Annotated in this window: 11 protein-coding genes; 4 read left to right on the forward strand and 7 right to left on the reverse strand. The window is 63.9% G+C overall.

Annotation, left to right across the window (positions count from 1 at the left end; translation table 11 throughout):
* Window positions 1-419 precede the first annotated feature (419 nt).
* From era to CLV84_RS04285, 4 genes are all read left to right on the forward strand, one after another.
* Complete coding sequence (gene era / locus CLV84_RS04270) at window positions 420-1,322, forward strand: GTPase Era (protein ID WP_104418487.1); 903 nt, start codon at window positions 420-422, stop codon at window positions 1,320-1,322.
* A gap of 281 nt (window positions 1,323-1,603) precedes the next feature.
* Window positions 1,604-1,867, forward strand: a complete 264-nt coding sequence (locus CLV84_RS04275) for a hypothetical protein (RefSeq protein ID WP_104418488.1) — start codon at window positions 1,604-1,606, stop codon at window positions 1,865-1,867.
* 82 nt (window positions 1,868-1,949) lie between these two features.
* Window positions 1,950-2,294 (forward strand): hypothetical protein, encoded by a 345-nt coding sequence (locus CLV84_RS04280; protein ID WP_104418489.1) that lies wholly within the window; start codon window positions 1,950-1,952, stop codon window positions 2,292-2,294.
* Between the two features lie 88 nt (window positions 2,295-2,382).
* Complete coding sequence (locus tag CLV84_RS04285) at window positions 2,383-2,649, forward strand: hypothetical protein (RefSeq protein ID WP_104418490.1); 267 nt, start codon at window positions 2,383-2,385, stop codon at window positions 2,647-2,649.
* Here CLV84_RS04285 and CLV84_RS04290 read toward each other — a convergent pair.
* The 7 genes from CLV84_RS04290 to CLV84_RS04320 are packed head-to-tail and all read right to left on the reverse strand — an operon-like array spanning window position 2,646 to window position 21,476.
* A complete protein-coding gene (locus CLV84_RS04290) occupies window positions 2,646-3,998 on the reverse strand; it encodes an ATP-binding protein (protein WP_170067566.1) in 1,353 nt (450 codons plus the stop codon). The two genes, CLV84_RS04285 and CLV84_RS04290, sit on opposite strands and share 4 nt — an antisense overlap.
* 2 nt (window positions 3,999-4,000) lie before the next feature.
* Window positions 4,001-4,558 (reverse strand): hypothetical protein, encoded by a 558-nt coding sequence (locus CLV84_RS04295; protein ID WP_104418492.1) that lies wholly within the window; start codon window positions 4,556-4,558, stop codon window positions 4,001-4,003.
* Window positions 4,555-8,844 carry a hypothetical protein gene (locus CLV84_RS04300; RefSeq protein WP_104418493.1) on the reverse strand — a complete coding sequence of 1,430 codons (4,290 nt, stop codon included), beginning with the start codon at window positions 8,842-8,844 and terminating at the stop codon, window positions 4,555-4,557. Before CLV84_RS04300 ends, CLV84_RS04295 begins: the two co-directional genes overlap by 4 nt.
* A complete protein-coding gene (locus CLV84_RS04305) occupies window positions 8,841-10,034 on the reverse strand; it encodes a contractile injection system tape measure protein (protein ID WP_104418494.1) in 1,194 nt (397 codons plus the stop codon). Before CLV84_RS04305 ends, CLV84_RS04300 begins: the two co-directional genes overlap by 4 nt.
* Window positions 10,034-14,053 carry a hypothetical protein gene (locus tag CLV84_RS04310; protein ID WP_104418495.1) on the reverse strand — a complete coding sequence of 1,340 codons (4,020 nt, stop codon included), beginning with the start codon at window positions 14,051-14,053 and terminating at the stop codon, window positions 10,034-10,036. The genes CLV84_RS04305 and CLV84_RS04310 overlap by 1 nt, the downstream gene beginning before the upstream one ends.
* Before the next feature lie 11 nt (window positions 14,054-14,064).
* The gene (locus tag CLV84_RS04315; protein ID WP_104418496.1) at window positions 14,065-17,361 is read right to left on the reverse strand and encodes a hypothetical protein; all 3,297 of its coding nucleotides are present in this window, start codon (window positions 17,359-17,361) and stop codon (window positions 14,065-14,067) included.
* Window positions 17,358-21,476, reverse strand: coding sequence for a baseplate J/gp47 family protein (locus CLV84_RS04320; RefSeq protein ID WP_104418497.1), 4,119 nt, complete (start codon window positions 21,474-21,476; stop codon window positions 17,358-17,360). Before CLV84_RS04320 ends, CLV84_RS04315 begins: the two co-directional genes overlap by 4 nt.
* Window positions 21,477-21,478: the final 2 nt, after the last annotated feature.

The following is a 21,478-nucleotide window of genomic DNA, read 5'->3' on the forward strand; positions in this document are numbered from 1 at the left end:
CGCAAAGTTTAGTTATTGCCTCTCGTTCCCCCCTGGAATGTCGGTGGCCCGGTAGACAAAGGAAAGCAATCTACTCCGTTGGTTCCGTAGCGATCATTTCCCGGGATGGACTACCCATTGGGTGGACGGTAGTCGGTCCGGCACGTATGCTCCCCCCTCGCCGTATCGGAAAGTGAAAAGCGCTAAAAAACCGCCCTATGTTAACTGTATGTTACCAAATGGACGATTTCAGGGGTGTCGTCGGTAGCTAAAGTGGTCGGACGACTATTCGTCGGACGAGAAATCGCGCGACGACTTTTCGCGCGACGAGTAGTCGCGCGACCACTTTACCCCTGACCAAAGCCCGAAGCCAAAATTCTCCGTTATTTTACCGGTTATCCTTCCCACCCGCGCCCCGGCGCCCTAATACATCCTCCCCCTTGCCAGATCACAAAAGCGGATTCGTCAACATCATTGGCCGGCCGAACGCCGGAAAGTCCACGCTGATGAACGCACTCGTGGGGGAGCGGATGAGCATCATCACCGCCAAACCCCAGACGACCCGGCACCGGATCATCGGGATCCTGAGCGAGCCGGATTTCCAAATCGTCTTCAGCGACACCCCCGGCTACATCGAGCAGGCCAGCTACAAGATGCAAGAGAAGATGAACAGCTACGTCAACTCCAGCTTCGAAGACGCCGACGTCATGATCTACCTCGTCGATCCGCAGGAGGAATACACCGAAGACGACCTGCTGGTGGGCAAGCTCCGGCGTATGGATACGCCCCTCTTTCTCGTCTTCAACAAGCTCGACCTGGTAGACGAAAACCGGGTCAATCAACTCGAGCGGCAGTTCAAAAAGTGGATCAAGCCCCAGCGGGTTTTCGGCATCTCGGCCCAGTCCGGGCTCGGGGTAAGCGATCTCCTCGACGCCATCAAGACCGAACTGCCCGAAGGGCCCGTCTACTTCCCCGAAGACCAGCTGACGGACCGCTCCGAGCGCTTCTTCGTCTCCGAAATTATCCGCGAACAGATCCTGGAGCAGTACCACCAGGAGATCCCCTACAGCGTCGAGATCGAGATCGAGACCTTCGAGGAAACCGAGACCAAGGACGGGGAAGAACTGGCCCGCATCAGCGCCGTGATCTACGTGAGCCGCAAGACCCAGAAGCCCATCCTCATCGGCAAGGGCGGCAGCTCCATCAAGAAGCTCGGTACCAACGCCCGCAAGCGGATGGAGGAGTTCTTAGGACGGAAAGTTTTCCTGGAAACCCACGTCAAAATCCGGGAGGACTGGCGGGATGACGAGGCCTGGCTTAAGCGGTTTGGGTATGACCGGTAGTCGTTCGCTGCGTGAACTTCTTATTACGGTAGTCGGTAGTCGGCTGCCTTCGGCATTCGGGGTAGTACGGTAGTCGGTAGTCGGCTGCCTTCGGCATTCGGGGTAGTACGGTAGTTGCTCCCTTTGGTCGCTGTTAGTATGGTAGGGGATAGGATATAGGATATAGGGTATAGGCTTGGGATTTTTGCCGGCTGCGCCGTTGGGGGGGGCAGGGAGGGCGTTGAACTTCCCGGGTATGGGGTTGCGTTGGAAAGGGGACTGACTAACCTAAACGAATAACAATGGCCGACACTACCAAGACCACCGATCACGATGCAATCAAAAAATGGGTAACCGACCGCAACGGCGCGCCCGCCAAGATCGAAGGAACCGACGGCGGGGATGGCGAGATGATCCGCGTCTACTTCGAGCAGAAGAAGGAGAACGCGGACCTGAAAAAGATCGGCTGGGACGAATGGTTCAAGCAATTCGACAAAAGCAAGCTAGCTCTGCTACACAGCACCGAAGCCGGCAATACGTTCAATAAGCTCGTTAGTCGGGATTAAACCCGGGCGCAGCCGCGGTTACCTATGGGCTAACGGAATACCCGCTCCGGTTTCGCAGCTGCCGTTATCCGACCGTCCGCCGGTGAAACAGCCGCCCCGCCGGACTCGGGGCGGGCATCACCGGGATGGCCGCGGGGCGGCGGTCCTGGCCGTGCTGCTGGTGCAGATCGCCGGAATCGTGGGTTCCGTCCACGTCCCCTGCGTCATCGCGCTCACCCTCCCCCTAAACCGGACCCGCCTGCCGAAAGCGCTGCTGCCCGGCACGTTGTCCCTGCTTGGATCGGCACTGCCCGGCCTGTTCTTCATCGGATTCGCGGCCTTATTCATCCCGCGGAAGACCGGGCTGATCGCGCGCTGGGGGGCGGTTGCGGAGTCAAACTACCTCCGGCCAAGAGCCGGGTTACCGAACCTGGTGGCCAGTCGTTGACGTTGGCAAGGTATAACCGGTTTTGCGCCGGAGCGCGGGAGCAGCAAAATCCCGTTCCAGACCGAAACCAACAAAATTCAAGCAATCCATGGCTACGAACGCCTCCACCACCGAACATTCCACCATCCGCCAATGGGCCGAAAAGCACAACGGCGTCCCCGGCGTAGTAGAAGAAGCCACCACCGCCAACGATTCCCGCCCGCTGGCCATCATCTGGCCGGAGAACCGCAGCGACGCAAAATTGCGCGAGATCAGCTGGGACACCTTTTTCGACCATTTCGAACTGCGGCAGCTGGCCCTGGCTTACAATACCACCGACTTTAAAAAGGATTACGAGTTTGTTGCCCGGGGTTAATCCGCCGGAAACATGCGATCCTCTTTCTCGTACTCCCGACGAATCGCCGATTGCAGTCGGTGGGTAGTCAGCTCCAATTCCCGGGCCGCCACCGCCTCGTACACCGCATGGCGGATGGCGTTGGCGATGCTGGCCCCACTTACTTCGTAGGTAGCGGCGATGGCCCGCAGATCGACCCCTTCCGCCAGCGGATGACTTTCGGGCAGCATCTTGTGCCACAGGGCGAGCCGCTCGGCGGTAGTCGGCGGCGTGAAGGCGACGATGGACTCGAAGCGGCGGGTGAATGCCTTATCCAGGTTCTGCCGGAAGTTCGTGGCGAGGATGCAGAGGCCGTCGTAGTTTTCGACCCGCTGGAGCAGGAAGCTCGTTTCCTGGTTGGCGTACTTGTCCCGGCTTTCCTTCACTTCCCCCCGCTTACTGAACAGGGCGTCGGCCTCGTCGAAGAAGAGGATCCAGCCCTTGCTTTCCGCCCGGTCGAAGAGGCCGGAGAGGTTCTTTTCCGTTTCCCCGATCCACTTCGATACCACCATCGATAAATCCACCCGGAAGACGGGTTTGTCCACCGCCTTGCCCAGCAGGGTAGCGGTCAGCGTTTTTCCCGTGCCCGGCGGACCGTGAAACAGCGCCCGGTATCCCCGGCGGCTGTGGCGGCCGTAGACGGGATCGCCGGCCAGGCGTTCGTGGTGGTCGAGGTAATTTTTGAGGTAGGCGATCTCTTGGAGGCTGCGCTCGGGTAAAACTAGGTCATCCCAGGTCAGGTTGGTTTCGAGGAGCTGGGCGGGGAAGGCGGGGGAGAAGGTGGGGATGGATAGAGTTCCCCAGATCAACCGTTCGGCCCATTCGGGAGATAGGCGAAGATGCCCCGCCAAAGGTGGTTCCCCGGGCGGGGGCGGCAGGAGGTCGAGAAATCCATTTTTCCGGAGGGGGGCAGCGGGGTGTAAGAGTGTACTGACGCGGAGATGATGCTGGATGTCCGTTCCGGTCAGAAGAAAAAGCGCCGTTTGCCCGGTAGGTATGATGCCCCGGTACGACTGGCCCCGAATACCACCAAACGAAATCAGCTGATTTTCGGTGCCGCCGCCCGCCCGGATCGCTTCGTCCAGCAGGCCCGGGGCAAGTTGCGGAGCGGCCGCCAGCAGTAGGACCACACTTTCCAGCGAAGTAAGCGCGCTATCCCGGACTAATCGGCCAAAGGTCGAATCATACGGCGGCGGTAACCATTCGGGGAACTCGAAACCTACGCTTTCGTCCAGATGGTGGGCCAGCCGCCGTTTTACCAGTTCTTTCAGGAAAGCGAAGCCTTCAGATAGCCCGCCGGCGTAGGGTGACGGATGTTTGTGTATGCTCATGGTTAGCGATTGGATAGATATTCCGCCTCCTGGCCCGGGTCTCCGGTAGGGGACAGGAAGCACCATTGCTCTCCGGGAGTCAGTCGGGCGAAGGTGATGGATTCATCGCCGCTTTGAAACTGCCACTGGCGGCTTCGTCCGGGGATGCGGGGCCAGTAATACCGACATACCATACCCCGTTTGCCGGTTTTCGTTTCTCCCCACCAAAAACAGACGGCGAGATCGGTGGTTTCCAGGTCAGTCGGAAGCGGGGACGACAGGTAGGCGGCATACAGGTCCCCGTAAGTCGGATGCGCATAGCGGGTGATTTTGAGCAGGCGCCGCGTAACCGCTTTTCGGCGAATGGATACACCCTCCCCCTGGGCTTCGTTCTCCCCTGCTTCGCTGGTCGCTTCCATCGGGGCATATTCCAGGCGCACCTCCGGATGTAGTACCAACTCCCGAAGCTGGTGGAGGATAGCGTTATACTCTTTCACCTCGTCGCTACCGGCTAGGGCATACAGCCGGGTTTCGAGCTTGCAGTAACGCCGCGTCATTTCCTGAGCATCTTGCGTGGTCATAGCTCTTCGGTTCTGAAGTCATCGGATCCGGTACGCATTATGGGGAGCGGAAACAGGCTTTGGTCGTTGACGAATATCTGCGCTTCGTACGTAATGTCCTCGGTGACCCTAGGCGACTGACTTCCGGACATTTCAGCTACCATTTGGCGAGCCAGGGCATCTCGGTCGGCGGCCAGATCCTGGGATTGCTCCAAAATATTTCGGACGACGTTTAGCAGCCGGTCATTGTCGTACACGGCGTAGGTGGCTACGACCTTCAGGCGCATATTGACTACGTCGTTCGGATAGAGTCCTTGTTGGGTAGTCAGTTCCTGGTACAATCGATCTTCTATGGCGTTCATGTTCCTTTGGTTGAAGTCACGCGAAGTTTGGATAATGTTAAGGGCGTTCCGGTAGCCGCTGCCCTGAAACCAGTCCGCGATCAGGTGCGCTCGCTCGAGGCGAATGCGCTGGGGGCCGGGGGCCAGGGGCGGTAAATTATCTCGGGCCTCGAGGAAGGCGGTTTCGACCTGGCCACCAAATTCGGTATCCACGTTCACTCCGCCGTAGGTGTTCCGTGGCTTCGGCACGAGATAGTCCCCGACAACCTCGTGCCGGAATTGCTCGCCGAAGGCGCCCTGCACGAGACTTATATCTACCCGAAAGGTTTTCGGATTGGGATCCTCGAAAGAACTGTACTGGTAGTTGACTACCAAATGGCTGTTCACGAGTTGGGGGTTGGGAGGCGGATCGACGCGGTATTGGGTGTGGGTATTCCGGAAAGTGAAGGTCTCGGTGAAATATTCGCCGGCCTTGGCAACGGCACCCGTAATGCCACCCCCTTGGAACAACAGGTTTTGAAATTCCTCTTTAAGGGAAACCGCTCTGGCAATCGCTCCATCTTCACCGGACGGGGCTTCATTGAAGTGCACGATTCGTCGGCGGGCCGCGGCGAATTGCGGGCGACCTACTCCCACGCCAAGCAACCGCTCCTCGGCAACTCCGGGATTGTTGCTTACAAAAGCGGATAGGGCGGCGTTAAGGCCCGGTAGAAAAACCTGATCGAAATTGCGGGTCTGGAAGCGGGCGTCTCCGCTGCCGGTGCCGAGTGGTTGCCGGTGCAGAGGCTGAACTATGCCCCGTTCCCGCAAGGCATCGCGTACATTATTCCACGCGGCCATCGCACTGTAGGTAGATTCTTCCTCCACCGCCTGGGTACTCACGGTATCCTGCGCCGCGGTATCGACGCTGGTAAATTCCGGCTCGTACTTTGTCAGGATCGATTCCTCCCCAAACAGGTCAAACAACTCCGTCAGGATCGGCACCAGCGCTCCTTCGTCCGCGGTAGCCTCCGCGTTCTGCTGCACTGCCTCCTGGATGTCCGCCCGCTCGTCCTCGCCGGCTTCCACCGTCAGGGCGTCGGTAATGTCTTCCTTGGCCTCCGTTGCCGATTCCAGGGTAATTCCCAACTGGTTCGCGGCAAGCGGCAGGAGCTCGCGGATCCTCGGTTGGTTCTCTTCCGGACGTTGCCCGACGGTGGAGTTCCACTCCCGAATCTTCAGTTCCAGCTTCGTGGCCCGGCTGGCGACCATCACGTCCACGCCGGCCGTGGTGTCGATCCACAGCCGGTGGCCCTCATTGTCGGCCGAGAACCGGAATTCCTCGCCAACTTCATCATCCAGCGCACCCCCGTCCCCATCCTCCTCCCCACCCCCAATCCCCAAACCAGCCAGCAACCCCCGCGCCCGCTCCACCAAAAAGCCGATCGCCCGATCCACCGCCCCCAGTACCATTTGCTGGAAGCCCCCCACCACCTCGGCGATCTTCTCCGGCAGATTGCCCAGCCCCAGGAAGCCGGCGATGAAGTCGATGGCCGGCACCAGCATGCCCACCAGCGCCTGCTCGGTCTTGGCCGCCATGCCGGCGATGTTACCGGCAATCAGGTCGGCGATGCCGCCCACGATGGTCTGCACCAGACTGAAGATGCGCGCCGCGTTCTCGAAGATCCACTTCAGCACCTTATAGATCGCCTCGATGGCCTGCAGTACCGCCCCCGCCGGGTTAAACAAGCCCAAGATGCGCACCGTGGCCACGCTCACGATCGTCTCCACCATGTAGCTCACCGCCGCCTCGATCACGGTTTGCATCATGGCGGCGGGATCCAGCCGTTCCTTAATCATCTCGAAGATGCCCCCCGGCCCCTCCTCGATCAGCAAAGTGAGCAGTTCGTAAGCCTTCTCGATCAGTTCCACGTTCTGCTCGCCGATGTGCCGTACCAGGATCTCCCGGATGTTGGGCCATGTCAGCCCCATCAGCTGGAGGAAGAAGGTGATGATGCTCTTCAGGGAGGTATCCGGTGGTAGCTCTACGCCGACCGTCCCCATCGCCGAGAAGAGCCAGTTGATAAAGCCCGTCAGCAGGTGATCGAAGAAGTTATCGAAAAAGTTGCTGAAGCCCAGTCGCACCGCGTCCATGAGGTTATTGGCGAAGCGCAGGGGATCGTCGGCGATGTCGGCGGCTACCTGCTCGATCTGGGCGATCAGGGCCCAGAAGGCGGCCGGCGCGATGCCCACCACCGTCAGCAGGCCGTTGATGATGGCCCGTACCGGGTCCTCGATGAAGGCGCCGATGGCATCGGCCACTTTCTGGATCAGCCCCTTCGCCGCTTCCCGGAGGGCGTCGATGCGCTCGCGGGCTTCCTGCACCGCCGCGCCGGCCTGATTCACGAGGTCGTCGGTGAAGTCCTGCTGGGCGGTGTGAACGTCGTCGCGCAGCCCGGTCAGGCGCTCCTCGAAGCCCGCCTGCTGCTGGCTGGCCCAGTCCTGGAGGCCGGCGGGCAGATTGGAAAAAAGCTCGGCGATGTCGCGGTCGGCGTTGTCGATGATCTCCTCGCAGGCGATCACGATGCCGTTCACGTAGGTGCTGATCTCGCGGATGAGTGCGCAGATGTCCCGCCCGAAGGTCCGCTCGGCCGAGGTGTAGATGCGGGTGATCTCGTAGGGCAGGCCGGTGACGTCGTCCCAGATGGATACGATGGCCCCGCCGACCCCCTCGTGGCGCTCGTCCACCATGTCCTTGGCCCGCTGCAGTTCGGTGTCGAAGGCCGTAGCGATGCGTTCCTTACCCGTATTCCACATGCTCATCGCGGTGGTCACCATCGGCTCCAGCTGATCGTTTACCGCCTGCCGCGCGGTGCTGAAGATGGTCTCCGCCGCCGCGGCCGCCGCGATGCGCTGTTCCTCCTCCGACCCGGCCATCGCCACCTGCTGTTGCAGGCTGCCCAGCGTGGTCCGGTCGCGGCTCGCCTCCAGGGCCGCCAGGGCGCGAGACTCGACGTCGCGCATGCCCTGCCGACTGGCCGCGACGGCTTCCTCCTGTTCCAGCAGTACCTGGGCAGGGTTCTCGGCGGCTACCTGCTCCAACTCGGCCATGCCCTCGCGGGCGTCGGAGAAGGGCGGCCCGGGGATGTTTCGGGTCACCTCGTTGTCGATGTCGGCCTCGGCGATGCGGTCGGCGGTGGCGGCCCGGTCGGCCTCGAGGCTGACGTCGGACTCCGTGGCGGGGGGCGGGGTCACGTTAGCCGCCGCTACGTTCGGCAGGTCGCCTACCGGGGGCGTGTCGGGCAAGGGTTCGCTGACCTGCTCGGGGCTTCCGGTCGCCTCGGTATTCACGGCATCGTATTCGTCGGCGGCGGACTGGCTCTGTCCGGAGATGTCGTCGTTCAGCGCGTCGCCGACCTCCTGGGCCGCCGCTTCGGGGTCGGCGCGGCGCAGACTGGCCTCGTCCGGCGGCCGCTTGTTCTCGATGGCGTCCTGGATGTCGTCGCAGAGCTGCTCGATCTCCGGGCTCGGGGCCGGCTGTTCCCGTAGGGCGGCCGTGAGGTTGCCCTGGGCCCGGGCGGTGGTCTCCTGCTCCGGTTCCTGTACGTTGGCGCGGGCGCCCGCGACGCTTTCCGCGGGGGGCGGCAGGTTCTGCTGCCGGCTGCCGGTGGTGGCCATCGCCCCGGTGGCCCGGCTCGCCCGCGCCTGGGTTTGCTGTTCCAGGTCGGGAGGCGGGGGCGGGATGAGGAGCTCGACCTCGGGGGGAGCCGCGGCGGGGGCTTCCAGGGCAACCTCCTCCGCTACGGGTACTTCCGGCTGCGCTTCGGCGGGTGCGGCCGGTAGCGGGCTGACCAGCGGTTCGGCGGTCTGCAGACCGGGCCCTTTGGCCAGCAAGGACGGAGCGGTCCCGGAGCCGGCGGGCACCAAGGCCTCCCGCTGCCGTACCGGGGGCGCCGGCGGCCGTCGTGCCCGCTGCCGCTCCCTCATCGCCAGTCGACGTGGAGGGTTTGCCGCATGCGTTTCGACCGCACTAAACGTATACTCCAGGGCAGCCGCTCGAGCAACAGGTCCTGGGGTTTTTCCTCCACGGTCAGACGCCATCCAGGGGCGTGCCAACTTAGGGCGCCGGAGCGCAGGAGAAACGCATCCCGGAAGGCGTGAATGCCCGTGTTTTTCAATACCGCCCAGTGCCCGATCACGCCTTTCAGTAACTCGTCTGCGGCGACTCGGTCGGACGGCGCCAACTCCATTGCCGGCTCCAGGAAGTCATCCGGGTGGAGGCCCAGCAAGACCTTGGTGAGGGGCAGGTCCCACTCGGAACAGTCCGCGCTCCCGTGCACCAGGTAATGAAACAGCGTCGCGGCGCGCGGGAGATCGTCGCAGTCGACCTGTCGCAGGAGATAGTCGAGGTAGGGGTGGAGGATGACGATGCCGGCATTGGCGGGGTGCCAGGCGGGGGGAGATGGAGTTTCCGCTTTGGACGGGTGCTCGGGCCTGACTTCTTCGATGGGATCGGTTTCGGGTGGGCATACCAACCGGGCCTTGGGTCGTGTCTTAGCTGAAAATAGGCGCTCCAACGCCGCTTGCCATGCTGCCGCTTGCTTGGGTGCGCTGTTCGGTACCGGCGAACTTTCCGGGTCGTCCGCCAGCCTACGGGTCAATTCCTGCCAGCTTTCCCCCTCCCAGTTGCATTGCACCTGCGTACACCGCCCTAAAAACACCGCGGGGGATTTCCGCCACGCCCGAAAGAGCAGGGTCCACTCCCATTCGCTCGCCGCCGCCAGCCACGATCGAACCAGCTCGCGGAGATCCGCACCGGATGCCGCCCCCCAGGGTAGATTGCCGGTGTGCAGGTAATCCAGCAATTGATCGAAGCGCGCGTGGTGTTGGGGGGAGGTCCGCGCCGACGGGACCGCTAAAGCCTTACTGAGTTGCGCTTGGATTTGCCGGGCCACCTCCGCTTCCAGCCGCTCGGCGTTCGCGATGGTGACCTCGATTTCCAGTCGATCGATGAGGCGGACCGAGCCGTCGTCGGCCTGGTCCAGGGAATGCTCCAGGGCGGGCAGAATACGGAACTCCTGCAGCCGGGCCAGTCGGTCGTACCAGCCGTCCTGTGGCTTCAGGTCGGGCGCGTCGAGGATCAGCGACTGCCGGTGAATATGGTGCCCCCGGCGCATCAGGTGCCGATGTTCGTGCTGGCAACGGTGAAGCAGCCGGTTTCGGGATCCACCAGTAGCAGGTGTACGGCGGCGGTAAGATCACTTTGGATAATCCCTACCCCGAACTGCTGTTCGTTGCTCAGATTGGGAATGCTGAAGGTGATGTCCCAGAAGAGATCGAGGTTTTGGAGGTCGCCGTCAACCGAGAGCTGGCGACCCTGTCCGCGACCGTCCACCCGGATCTCCACCTCCGAAGGCTGATCCCGGCAGAGGGCTTCCGCCGGGGCATTCGGTTCACAGCGGTTGACGCGGAAGCGATCGAAGCTGGAGGTAGCCGCGGCGCTTTGCTGGTCCTGATTGTCGGAGACGATGCGGGATTCGAAGTTGACGGCGGTCTTGGTGTAGGTCACCCGGCGGCGGCGGGGGAGGCGGGCGTCGCGATTGATGATGGCCTCCTGGTACTGAAGACCGACTTCCAGCACCCAGTCGTGGCAGTCGAAGAGCTCGGCGTTGAAGCGGTCGAAGGCTTCGTTATTTACGGAGGACAGGCGCAGACCGGGTTCCGAATTCGGTAGATTCAGCGGTCCATTGATATGGTCCTCGGCACCGGTAGCGATGCGGTCGAGGATGGCTTTGGTCACCTCCGGGAAGTTGGCTGCGGTGAGGATCGCGTTCACCCCCGCCAGGATGCGCCGGATGTCCGCGTTCATGCGCCGGAGTTCGACGGGGCCAAGGGCGAAGGCGTTGCCCGCCTCGTCCGTCAGCGTGAGTTGCAGTACGTCGAAGGTAACGCTACGGAATTCCGTGAACTGGCTGGGCCGTTGCAGCCATAGCGGGTAGCTGGCCCGGGTAGCGATGCCGTCGCAGGGCAGGCCGCAGTCGGGCTCGTCGACGGTGCAGGTGTGCGGACCGATGGCGACCTGGGTGCCGCATTTCGCCTCGGAATCGTCGGCCACGATCAGGGTGAATTCATTCCCGCTAGCGATGCCCCGGACGGTGCCGACCGCCCCCTGTTCCAGGCTTTCCTGGCTGCCGTCGGGCTGCACGAAGGTGTAGGGTGGCTGACCGCCGATGACTTCGAAGTCCTGGGAGAACCGCTGGTTCTCGTCCGTACAGACGGGCGAGCCGACGAGGTTGACGGTGACCACGCCGCGCAGCGTCAACGATACCGCTACGCTGCCCGCGGCACTATCGGTGATCGTCCCGGCGAAGCCACCGAACACCTCCAGGGCCTCCTCCGGCAGTGGCTGGCGGTTGCCGTTCGCGTCCTCGAGGAAGTAAGGGGGCGTACCGCCGGACGCGGTGAAGGCCACTTCGCCGATCAGCAACGAGCGCATGGTCCGGGAACATCCGACCTGGCGAACCTCGGCAGTGAGCGGCTCGGTCGGCTCCTCCGGCGGGGCGGGCGGGAATACCTCGATGGGGATGCCGCCCCCGCAGCAGCGGTAGGGGAGGTAGAAGTCGGCGATCACCGTACCGATCGTAAGGCCGGGAATGGGGGCCTCCGCCCGCGGAAGCGCCAGGTTGGCGAGGTCGAGCTCCACGAATTCGTTGTCGTCCCGGATGGTGATCACCCGCGCTTCGGCGCCCGGCACCTCCAGGCGCACCTGCACGGGAAGTTGATCGACCTGGAGGCGGAAGTCGCCTTTGGCCACGGTAGCGGCGGCCAGATTCGCGCCGACCACCCGGAGGCGCGCACCGGGTACCGGCTGGCCCGCGTTGAGAATGCGCCCGAGCAATCGGAATCGTCCCGGGCGGGGAGGCCGGAAGTCGCCCTCGGGACCGTGATACACCAGCACGAAGGTGCCGCCCAGCTCGGTACCCGCTTTGAATTGCAGGCCCGGGTGGTCTTGCTGGAAATTGGCGAACAGCTGCCGTCCCAGGATGATCCGCCGCCGGTCTTCGTACTCCGCGTACAGGGCTTTCAGGGCGTCGAAATCACCGGCGGTCAGGAGCTCGTCGAGCTGGTCCGACAGCTCCTCCAAATCGAGTTTCGGACTCGTGGTGGGGCTGCCGGCCTGGGCGTCGTTCAGGCCAAGGGCTAGGAAACGCGCCGTAAACCGGCCGCCACCGAGGAAGGTGCCGGACCAACTCTCCAGCGCGGCGAAATCGAGGTCGCGCAGCAGCGGCGTAAACCGGCCCGGCGTGGGGGCCAGGGCGTGGATGAGGAGTAAGTGGGCGATGTAGGCCGTGTCCAAACCAGCGTAGAAGGGGGCGGCGGCGGTATGCTGGGCGTAGTGGTCCTCGTAGAATTCCCCGACCGTACCGCGCAGGAATTGGTAATTCGGCAGCCGCTGGAGCAAGGGTGCCTGCACGTTCCCCCGTAGCCCGAGGGGCTGGCTGGTCTGCTTGTCGCTGAGGATCTTGGTATCGTAGATGCGGACGAGCACCTCCGCCAAGCGGCCCAGCAGGCTCTCCCGCAGCACGACGTACTGGCTCTGCAGGTCGCCGAAGTGAAGGTCGTACTCTTCGATCTGCAGGCCCGTCTGCAGGCGGCCGGTGCGCAGGGCGACCACGTCGATCGGCAGGCGGTAGGTTTCGATCTGCCGCCGGATCTCCGCCACGGCGGTGCGGTAATCTTCTCCGATGGCCCCCTCGATCCGCAGGAAATTGCGCGGCTCCAGATCGTAGAGCAGGGGGTTGCGGACGAAATCGTCTGAACTGTTCCACTCGTTGGCCCGGAAGCCGAGGTTTTCGTCCGAGCGGCCGACGGCGGTCAGGGCGGGGTTCCACACGCCCGGCAGATTCGCGGGATCGTAGTAGTAGGGAATGGCCTTCCGGGACAGGGGGCGGTTCAGGAAGGAAGGCGTGATCCGAATCCCCTGCACCGCCGGGCGGGTGCGGTCGTCCGGGGTGGGGAGCTGCGTATCCGTCACGAGGTACACCAGCCGCTCGAAGAGGTGCAGCAGCTCCCGGCGACCCGCGATCTGCCGGTTCTGGACGGGCGAGCTGACCCAGTTGTGGCGCATCCCGTTCGTGACGCCGGCATCGGTAAAGGTGTGCAGCACCAGGTGGCGGGGGAAAATATCCGGGTCCGGACAGCAGAGGCCGAAGAGTTCCTCCGCCCGCGCCCGCAGTTCGTCGTAGGCGTGGATGACGGTCAGCAGGTGGTCGTAGTAGTACTGGATCATCACCGCGTCGGGACTGTCCAGCAAGCTGCCGTCCGGCACGAAGCTCAGGCCCGTTATCCGTCCGGCAAAAGGGTTGGCGGGGTAATCGGGCAGGAGGGGCGACAGGGTCTCGAAGGCCGCGTCGAGTGCGCCCTGCACGCCGGTCAGCGTGGCCGAGGAAAGGGCGCGGGTGTAGGTGGTAAGGACGTCGCGGGTCGTGACCGGCGAGGTGTTCGGAACGTCGAAGCGGGGTCCGCGCAGCGTGGGCAGGGCCAGGCGGTCGGCGTAGGATTGCCCCAGGGCGTAGTAGGCTTCGACGCCCGGGTGGTCCTCGGCCAGGACGCGGCGAATCTCCTCGAGATCTCCCCGGCGGATGAGCAGGGGGCGTACCGCCGTCTCCACCGTCCGACCCTTGTCGTCGCAACTGGTGGGGGTACAGTTGCTGTTGTCCACCGCCCGGCATTCGAAGAACAGTAGGAGCACCTTTTCATCACCTTCCCCCGCGTCGGTATCCTGGTTGGTCCCGGTCAGAAAGTTGCGGGTTAGGGCCACGGCCTCGCCGTCGTCGTCGCGGTCGGTAGTCAGTTCCCAGAGGGGGTAGGTCGCATTCGGGTCGCCCGGCAGGTTAAAGAAGGTGTAGTCGATGTCCTCCGGCATGGTATAGGGCCGGCGGAACTCCAGGGGCTCGTCCTCGTCCCAAATGATCAGGTGTCCGGCCGAAGTCACGCCGCAGCCCCGGCTGATGGTCAGCTGGTTTCCCGCCTCGTTGAGGCTGGCTTCCAGTCCACAGACGATCCCGATGCCGATCAGGTGGGTCCGGGTCAGGCGCTCCTGCTCGTAGAGGTAGTCGTAGAGCTGGTTCAGGTTCTTGCTGGTCAGGATCTGGTTCGGCGCGAACTGAGGATAGGCGGGGAAGGTGGGGAGCATGGCGGAAAGCTTTAGAGGGTACCTAGGGTGGTTTGGTCCAGGCGGACGGGGTTCTCATCGTCGCCGTCGTCGCAATCGTGGAGGGTGGCGGTGGGGTAGGCGCTGCGTAGGGACTGGAAGACCAGGAGCAGCCGCCGCAGCCGCACGCTTACTTCCAGCCAGTCGGTGTAGAAGCCCTCCAGCAGGTCGCGCAGCTCGTCCAGGCGGGGGTCGTCGGGCAGGCCCCAGGCGGCGTAGAGACCGGGGTCGCGGGTGGCGATGAGGTCCAGGGAGTCGATAAAGTCCGGCCACACGTCGTCCATCAGGGTAGATGCGGCAGTGGGGACGTCGGCGTCGGTGTCCACCAATTCGCTGACGTGTAGGCGGTAAACCTCTCCGAAATAGCCCAGCAGCAGCCGGGCCTGGGCGAGGGTAGCGGTTTCCGGCAGCCAGTCCTGGACGTGGGCCTCGAGTTCGTCGTTCAGCTCCGGCCAGGCAAAGGCGGCGTTGGCCGTCAGCCACGGGCACCAGGCCGCCTCGAAGCGGCTGAGCTGCCGGGCCAGTTCGTCCGGTACGGGGCAGCGGCAGCTTTGCAGGAGTTCGTCCAGCTCCTCCGGGCTGTACTCGCTTTCCCCCTTCGCGTCGCTGATCCAGCAGAGTTTGGGCAGGAGGTAAACGGGCGTCTCCCGGCGGATCAGGCGATCGGCGTACCGCCGCAGCTCGATGTCCTCGCTGTAGGGCGCGGCTTCGGCGGGCAGGAGGTAGGTGATCCGGAAGCTGTAGGGATCTTCCATTCCCCGGTGGTTGCAGTCGGCGGCCAGGCAGACGTCCAGCAGCGCGTCGCCGGGGAATTTGGGCCGCAGGAGGACGTGCTCCACCACGAAGAGGCGTTCGTTGGCCAGCCGTTCGGTGAGGAAGTCGCCGAGTTCGTCGTTTACATCTACGGCCGCCTCAATGCGGGCTTCGATCGCCGCCCAGGCGGCGGCTTCGGCCGTTTGGGCGGTAACGTAGGTATCCGGTACGGCCTCGTCATCAATGAGGAGGGTGCCGTCGTCGGGGTGGGTCAGGGTGTAGCTGACCGACCAGCCGTCCGGAGTCCGTTGGATGTCGAGCGTGAAGTAGGCCCGTACGTCTTCCATGCCCAGGAGCCGGCGAAGGCGCTCGCCCAGGCCGGAACGGTTGCGGTAGCCGCAGACCTTTTCCCCCAGGCGGTAGTTGATACCTGCGCCCCGACGCCCGCTTATTTCGGGCAGGAAGCGGAGGAAACGGATCTTGTCCTGGATGAGCTTGTCCGGCCCGTACGCGCGGCGCGTGCCCTGGTCGTGGATGAGGAGGGTGTAGTCCTGCATCCGCTCCCCGAAACGAGCCAGTAGGTGATCCAGAAAGCGGTTTCGGCGATCAAGAAATTCCTCCTCCCGTTCGAGGAGGTCACCGAGGATATCCTGGAAATTCACCGGGTCGGCGAGCAGGTCCTGCAGGTCTTCCAGCGGTTTACCGGCCGAAAACAGATCGGGGCGCCGGTAGGTCCGGTCGATGCCCTCGTCGGTACTGAAGAGCTCGCCGAAGTGGGTCAGCTGCTCCGCCGTGCTGGCGGTGATCAGCTCCAAGGGGATCAGGTAGGCCGCGAGTTGGCGGGCCTGGGCGCGCCGCCGGTCGGTCGCCTGCTCGGGCAGTCCCGCCGCGCCGATTCCGTAGGTTTCCGGCAGGGTGTGCTGCACGGGGAGGTAAGTCGGCGTGCCGCGGTGCCGCCCGGTGGGGACGGGGTAATCCAGCTGGCTCACCGGCAGGGCCATCGCGCGGTCGGCCGCACGCAGTTGATTTAGGATGGCGCGCAATTCCGAGCCGCGCGGCTGTAGGGGTAAGCCGTCCTTATAGATCGATACGCCGCTGCCCGGAATATAGAGGGCCGGGTAATGACCGGGGCTTACCGGAAAGCACCAGAGGTCTTCGGTGACCGTGGGGCGCCCCTCCGCGTCGTAGACGGTGAAGCGCAGTTTTTCGATGGCGGCCACCCCCTCGATGTCCATCAGTTCGTTGATCAGGTCGCTGACGTAGATGCGCGAGCGCAGCACGGAGGCGTCCAGGTCGTCTTGTAGGACGAAGCCCTGCTGCAGGGCGGGCCCGTCGAAGATGTCCTCGGAGCGGTAGCCGGCCGCTTCCATTTCCCGCAGCGTCCGGAAGGGGACGATGGGGTTGAGCAGCAGTTCCAGGGTCCGGTAGAAGTGCGCCAGTACGGCTTCGACGTCGGCGGTCGGACTGAGGTGGAGATCGGCGCATACGGCCACGTCTTCCGCCCGTACCCGGTCGAAGCGGCAAAAATCCTCGCCGACCTTCCGGTTATCGTGCAGCAGGGTCTCGGCCGCGGCGAGCTTTTCCGCCCGCGCCCGGAGTTTGCGGTGGTAGGTGTGGACCAGGTCTCCGGCTGCCAGCAGGTTCTCGATGACGGAACCGTCGGTGCCGGGGGGCAGGCTGCCGCGCTGCCAGAGCCGCAGGGTCACCGCGGGCAGGGTCAGGGCTACCGTTTGGGTGTCGACCGTGAACTCCAGGCTCAGGTCCAGGAAAAAGATGTCGCGCAAGCCCCGCCGCAGGTCGTCGGCGTCGACCCCCTTGGCGAGGGTACGGTCGCGACTGAAGCGGTCGATGGTCCAGTTTGTGAGTTCGGCATCGGCGCCGGTTACCAGCCGGTACGCCTCTGGGGAAAGGTCCCGCCACTCGGGGAAGCGAAGTTCGGCGTCGATCGGCACCGGGGGGGCGCCGCCGTTGGGCAATAGGAGTTGCCCGTCCACCCGGTCGGTGTTGAGGTTGCCGAGCTCGGTGTCCGGCGCGAACTGTAGGAGGACGTCCGTGAAGCCCTTGATCAGGACCGGCCCCTCGTGATCGGTGGCCCGGCGCTCCGGCCGTATCCGCCACCGGGGGGCGAAGGTCAGTTCGCCATCCTTGCATTCGGGGTAGACCGGCGGCCCGCAGGCGCAGCTCTTGCAGATGAGCCAAGCGTTGCTCAGCCCGAGGTTGTCGATCAGCAGCCGGCGGTAGTCGTCGTTGGTGATCGGGGCGTTGGTGAAGATGTGCCGGGCGGTGAAAAAGGGCTGGCGGTAGTCGATGCCCCCGCCAGCGTCGGTCAGCAGGTCCGCGACGTCGAATTCCCCGCGGTAGCCGATCTCGGCCAGGGCGTCGGCCAGGTGTTCCAGGAGGGTGATGCCGGGGTCGTGGGCGTTGTAGTCCGTCCAGCGTTCGTTGGCGAGTTGTTCCACGGCGGCGTAGGCTTCGTCGCGGAGGGCGAAGTAATCGGCGGCCGGGGAGGGCAGGGTTTTGGGGTCGATCACGTTCATGTGATGATCGGATTTTCGGTGATGATCACGGTCGTCCCCCGCGCGCGGCGGCGGGGCGGCTGGCAGGTCTCGGTGAGGCTGGGGGTGGATTCGGCGGTGAGGGTGCGCAGGTCATGCTGCGGCGTCGAGGCCAGTACCGCTACCAGTTTGGTGGGGCGCAGTCGCTCGGCACCGTTCTGAACGGGGTCGGTGACGTGGAGGAGCGTGACGTTCTTAACGTAGTCGACGTAAGAGCGCTCTTCCATGAAGTTGACGACGCCGGATCGGTGCACCTCGGCGGTGAAGTCGAGTCCGGCAAGCCCGCCGTCGTGCCAGGGGGAGATGTACTCGATCAGGTCGAGGTTAAGTTGCTTTTCGGCCCAGCTTACGTCGGTTCCCGCGGTGTACTTGACGTCGGCCCGTACGATGACGTCCTCGAATAAGGGATTGCGGACGTGCAGCACGGCGTGGCAGCTGATGCGTGCGCGCAGGAAGTCGTGGATGGCCTCCCGCGTACGCAGGCTGACGTAGGGTCGGAGGTCCGAGCCTCCCGAGCGGCCCAATGGCAGCACGGTGAAATGGCCGGCCCGCAGTTCGTGGTAGGTATAGGTACCGGCCACCGCCCCCGGCTGGAATTCCAGGTGCTGCAGGCAAATGACCCGCTCAACCTCCGGAAAAGCACCCAGCACCAGGTGCTCCACGTCCCACTCGGTGATGCCGCGATTCTTGTGCCGTAAGCGCTCGCTCAGCCGGGTAAAGTAGGCATCGCGGGTCTCTTCGCTCGTGCCGCCGTAAGTGGGGTAGGGCTGGGCGACGGACTTGATGCCCGGCAGCGGACGGACCAGTTTCGCGATCGTCCCCGCCGGGAGCGGGGCATCGGTGACGGATTGCCCGGGCTTCAAATCCTGCACGACCTCGACCCCGTTGGTATGCACGCCCAGGAGTCGGTTGACGGCGTCTACCTTTTCTTCTACGCTCAGGCGAATCCACTGCAGGTCGTCGCCGAACACGGTATTCGCCGGCTTGGTATTCGGGGGCAGGTCGAGCCGCACCAGACCGGAGCGTAGCAGACCCTCCGTGCCGTCCGAAATTTTTGTCGGGGGAAAGAGGATCCACCCGTTGTTTTCCAGGTAATGCCAGCGCACGTGCCCCTCCGGCTTTTCCAGTAGCGGGTCGGCGGTGCCCTCCGCGATCTGGACGAGCAGGGATAGCTGGGAACCGGGGGGCCACGATCGGATACCGAAGTACGTTGCTCCCGCGTCCGCGCCCACGGCACTATTTGCCTGCGGTAGCACCTGTGGCAGGAAGGCCGTGTTCCCCGCTCCCGACAATGCCCGCGAACCGAAGGGGGTGAGGTGGTAGAGTTGATGCGCCCCCGTTTGTGCGTTGAGGACGTTCGCCGAGCTCAGCGGAAGCGTATAGTTCAGCGTCAATTCGGCCAAGAGCGGATTGAAGGGAGGGGAAGGTGCCCCTCCCGAATTGGCGACCACGATCGCCTGGGAAGCATTGGTTACGCTATTCAGAAAGGGGGAGAGCGTTTCGTCGACCACCGTTTGGTAGGCCGTGATGGCTTCCGGTATCGCGCCGGCCAGGGTGTCCAGCGCACCGGGGGCCTCCGCGCTGAGGGTGTTGACCACGTTTCTGACCTTGGAATCGAGATCGGAAACCGCGGCGGGCACGGCGGCAACCAATGCGCTGAAATCAGGCGCATCGTCACTGTCGCCGGTGAAGCTGCCCACGAGCTCCACCACCGGCTTGAGGGCATCGAAGATGGACTTGGAAAAGGCCTCGGTCGAATCGATGAGCGTCTTCGATAGCGCCGAATACACCGTCGAGGAGAAATTGGTGATCGCCGCAGTCGCAGCGGCGGAAAATGCCAGTTGTGCCGTATTCGAGGCCTGGTAGAAAGCGGCCGCCTCCTGAGCTACGGATTGCAGTATGCCCATATTCGCCGGTTCCCCCGCCGCTTTGTTGGCCGCCCACTCCGCCAGCTCGATGGGGTAGTCGGCGTGGCCCCAGTCGCGTAGCAACTTCCATCGTAAGTGCCCTCGGACGTCCCCGGCCGTGTAGGCCTGGTTCGTCTCGTGCGTAGGGGAGGTGACGTGTGCGTCGGAAAGCTCCACGGTGAGCGTACCGGCATCCAGTTCGAGATCTCCGCCGACGGTCGCGAATTTTCCGTTCGTCAGCAAAGCGGTTTCCGCCTCGCGGCTACCGGAACCCGAGGGGTCCGCCCAGCTCCAGTTCAGAGTGACCGCCGCGAAGGCTTTCTGAAACACTTCCGCGTTGCCGATCGTGAGGATGTCGCCCCGCCGTGGCATCGGCCCGAAGGGATGGAACGGCTTGGCCGCGTCGATGCTGCCCGCACTTCCCGAAAGGGCCAGCTGGCGGATTCCGTTCACCGCGAGCCCGATTTTTAGGCTCCCGAAGTTCCTGCCCGCGAGCAGGCGGTTCACCGCGGGCGAATTCAGGTCCTGCGCCAATTCTAGCCGGAGTACCGGTTGGTCGGTGGCCAATCCCTGCGCGTGAATTTCCTCGTCGTAGTGCACCACCGCCGGGTCGTCGTAGGTCAGTACTACCACGGCTTCGGTGCCGGTCAGCACCGTGGTCGTCTCGTGCCAGCCCGCCTCGGTCGTCAGGTACACCCGGAGGGTAACCCCCGGCGCGGGTACCGCGGACATCCCCTGAAACCGCAGCGTAATGGTGCGTTGCCCCTCCCGCAATAGCAAGTAGTGGGAGGCAACGGCCAGCCCCAGACGCGCCAATGGCATTCCGGCTGCGAGGTGATTTCCGACCGGCAGCTGGTGGCCGAAGGGATAAAAGCCAGGCTGCTCCTCCGGAAGGTCGATTTCCCCGAGCCCGTCGGCACTCTCCACCACGGTGGCGGCGTAGTACTTGCCGGCGTCCCCGGCGGTAAACACCTTGCGGTTCTCGCCGGGGAAGGCGTACACGGACGGGGTATCCGCTACCCGGAACAGGGCTCGCTTTTCCACGATTGTGGCCTCGCTCACGGTTACTGCCTCCTGACTCCGGAATACGCGCTCGGTACCGGATGCCGCGTCCTTCCCACCCCGGAATTCCGTGCCCGCGGTCAGGTAGGTAGACGGCAGATTCTTGCGGGCCTCCAGGTACAGCAGGGCGCGGGGCGGCTGGGGCGCGGCTGGGGAAGTCCGCAATACCCGGTGGTAATAAAAGCGCAGGTGGCGGTCCGTAAGTCCGTTCAGCATCCGCCGTTGGGTCTCGCGCATGCGCAGGTAGGCGAGGATAACCGTGAGGTGGGGCGCATGTCCGGGCTCGCGTTGCAGCCGCTGCCATTCCGTTTGGGCGGCGGAGCGCAGGTGCAAAGCCGAACTCACGAAGGTCTCGTACACCCCGTGAAAAAAGGCATGGCCAACCGCGTGCAGGATTTCCGCATCGGAACCCGTGGGCGGCGTGGCGCCGAAGATCACGTCGTCTTCGCCCACTTCGGTGAGGTAATTCGACCAGGAAAGGCCGCCGGTCCAGCGGAGTTTGAGGGGCGGCGTGCCGTCGATCAGCCCCTCGGTTGAATAGAGCGTACCCCCGGCGGCGTACCCATCCCGGAGATAGTCGGGCACCTCATCCGTACCTAGGGCCGAAAAAAACGGAGTTTCCGCCGCCCGGTAATACGCCAGCCAGCGCCGGAAAGCGGGGGCCAACTGGTGGGCGATTAGCGACTCGGCCCGTTCGCGTAACGGTCCGGCGGGGTCGAGGCGCTCGGTCAGTCCGTCGAGCGCTACCACGGCCGAGGTCAATAGGTCGAACAGGCTCTCCAGCAGTTGCTCCGGCGGGATGCTACTCTGATGGTCTTCGATCAGCTCCCGGTGCTCGGCGAAGCGCTGGCCGAGGCGTTCGAGGGGCCAGGCGATCAGCCGGGCGGTAGCCACGTCGGCTTGCTTGTCGTAGAAGGGCCGCCAATCGCCTTCGACGGTATTGTCCGCTTTGACGAAGTTGATCTCTCCCGCGATCCGGCGCACGAACTCCAGCCAGTCGGTATCCCGCTTTTCGTCCACCTGCACGTAGGTCGTCGCGAGGGCCGCGGGCAGGCGGGCACCCCGGAAGCTACCGTCGGGGAGCAGGGCGTTCGGATTGCGCGTCGGATCGTTGGCGGTGGAGGGCATGG

It is taken from the genome of Neolewinella xylanilytica (assembly GCF_002934605.1).
Classification (GTDB): Bacteria; Bacteroidota; Bacteroidia; order Chitinophagales; family Saprospiraceae; genus Neolewinella; species Neolewinella xylanilytica.

Excerpts from the sequence above, each read along its gene's own strand:
- CLV84_RS04275 (WP_104418488.1), top strand. The coding sequence starts at position 1,604 with ATGGCCGACACTACCAAGACCACCGATCACGATGCAATCAAAAAATGG.
- CLV84_RS04285 (WP_104418490.1), top strand. The coding sequence starts at position 2,383 with ATGGCTACGAACGCCTCCACCACCGAACATTCCACCATCCGCCAATGG.
- CLV84_RS04290 (WP_170067566.1), bottom strand. The coding sequence starts at position 3,998 with ATGAGCATACACAAACATCCGTCACCCTACGCCGGCGGGCTATCTGAA.
- CLV84_RS04295 (WP_104418492.1), bottom strand. The coding sequence starts at position 4,558 with ATGACCACGCAAGATGCTCAGGAAATGACGCGGCGTTACTGCAAGCTC.
- CLV84_RS04300 (WP_104418493.1), bottom strand. The coding sequence starts at position 8,844 with ATGAGGGAGCGGCAGCGGGCACGACGGCCGCCGGCGCCCCCGGTACGG.
- CLV84_RS04305 (WP_104418494.1), bottom strand. The coding sequence starts at position 10,034 with ATGCGCCGGGGGCACCATATTCACCGGCAGTCGCTGATCCTCGACGCG.
- CLV84_RS04310 (WP_104418495.1), bottom strand. The coding sequence starts at position 14,053 with ATGCTCCCCACCTTCCCCGCCTATCCTCAGTTCGCGCCGAACCAGATC.
- CLV84_RS04315 (WP_104418496.1), bottom strand. The coding sequence starts at position 17,361 with ATGAACGTGATCGACCCCAAAACCCTGCCCTCCCCGGCCGCCGATTAC.
- CLV84_RS04320 (WP_104418497.1), bottom strand. The coding sequence starts at position 21,476 with ATGCCCTCCACCGCCAACGATCCGACGCGCAATCCGAACGCCCTGCTC.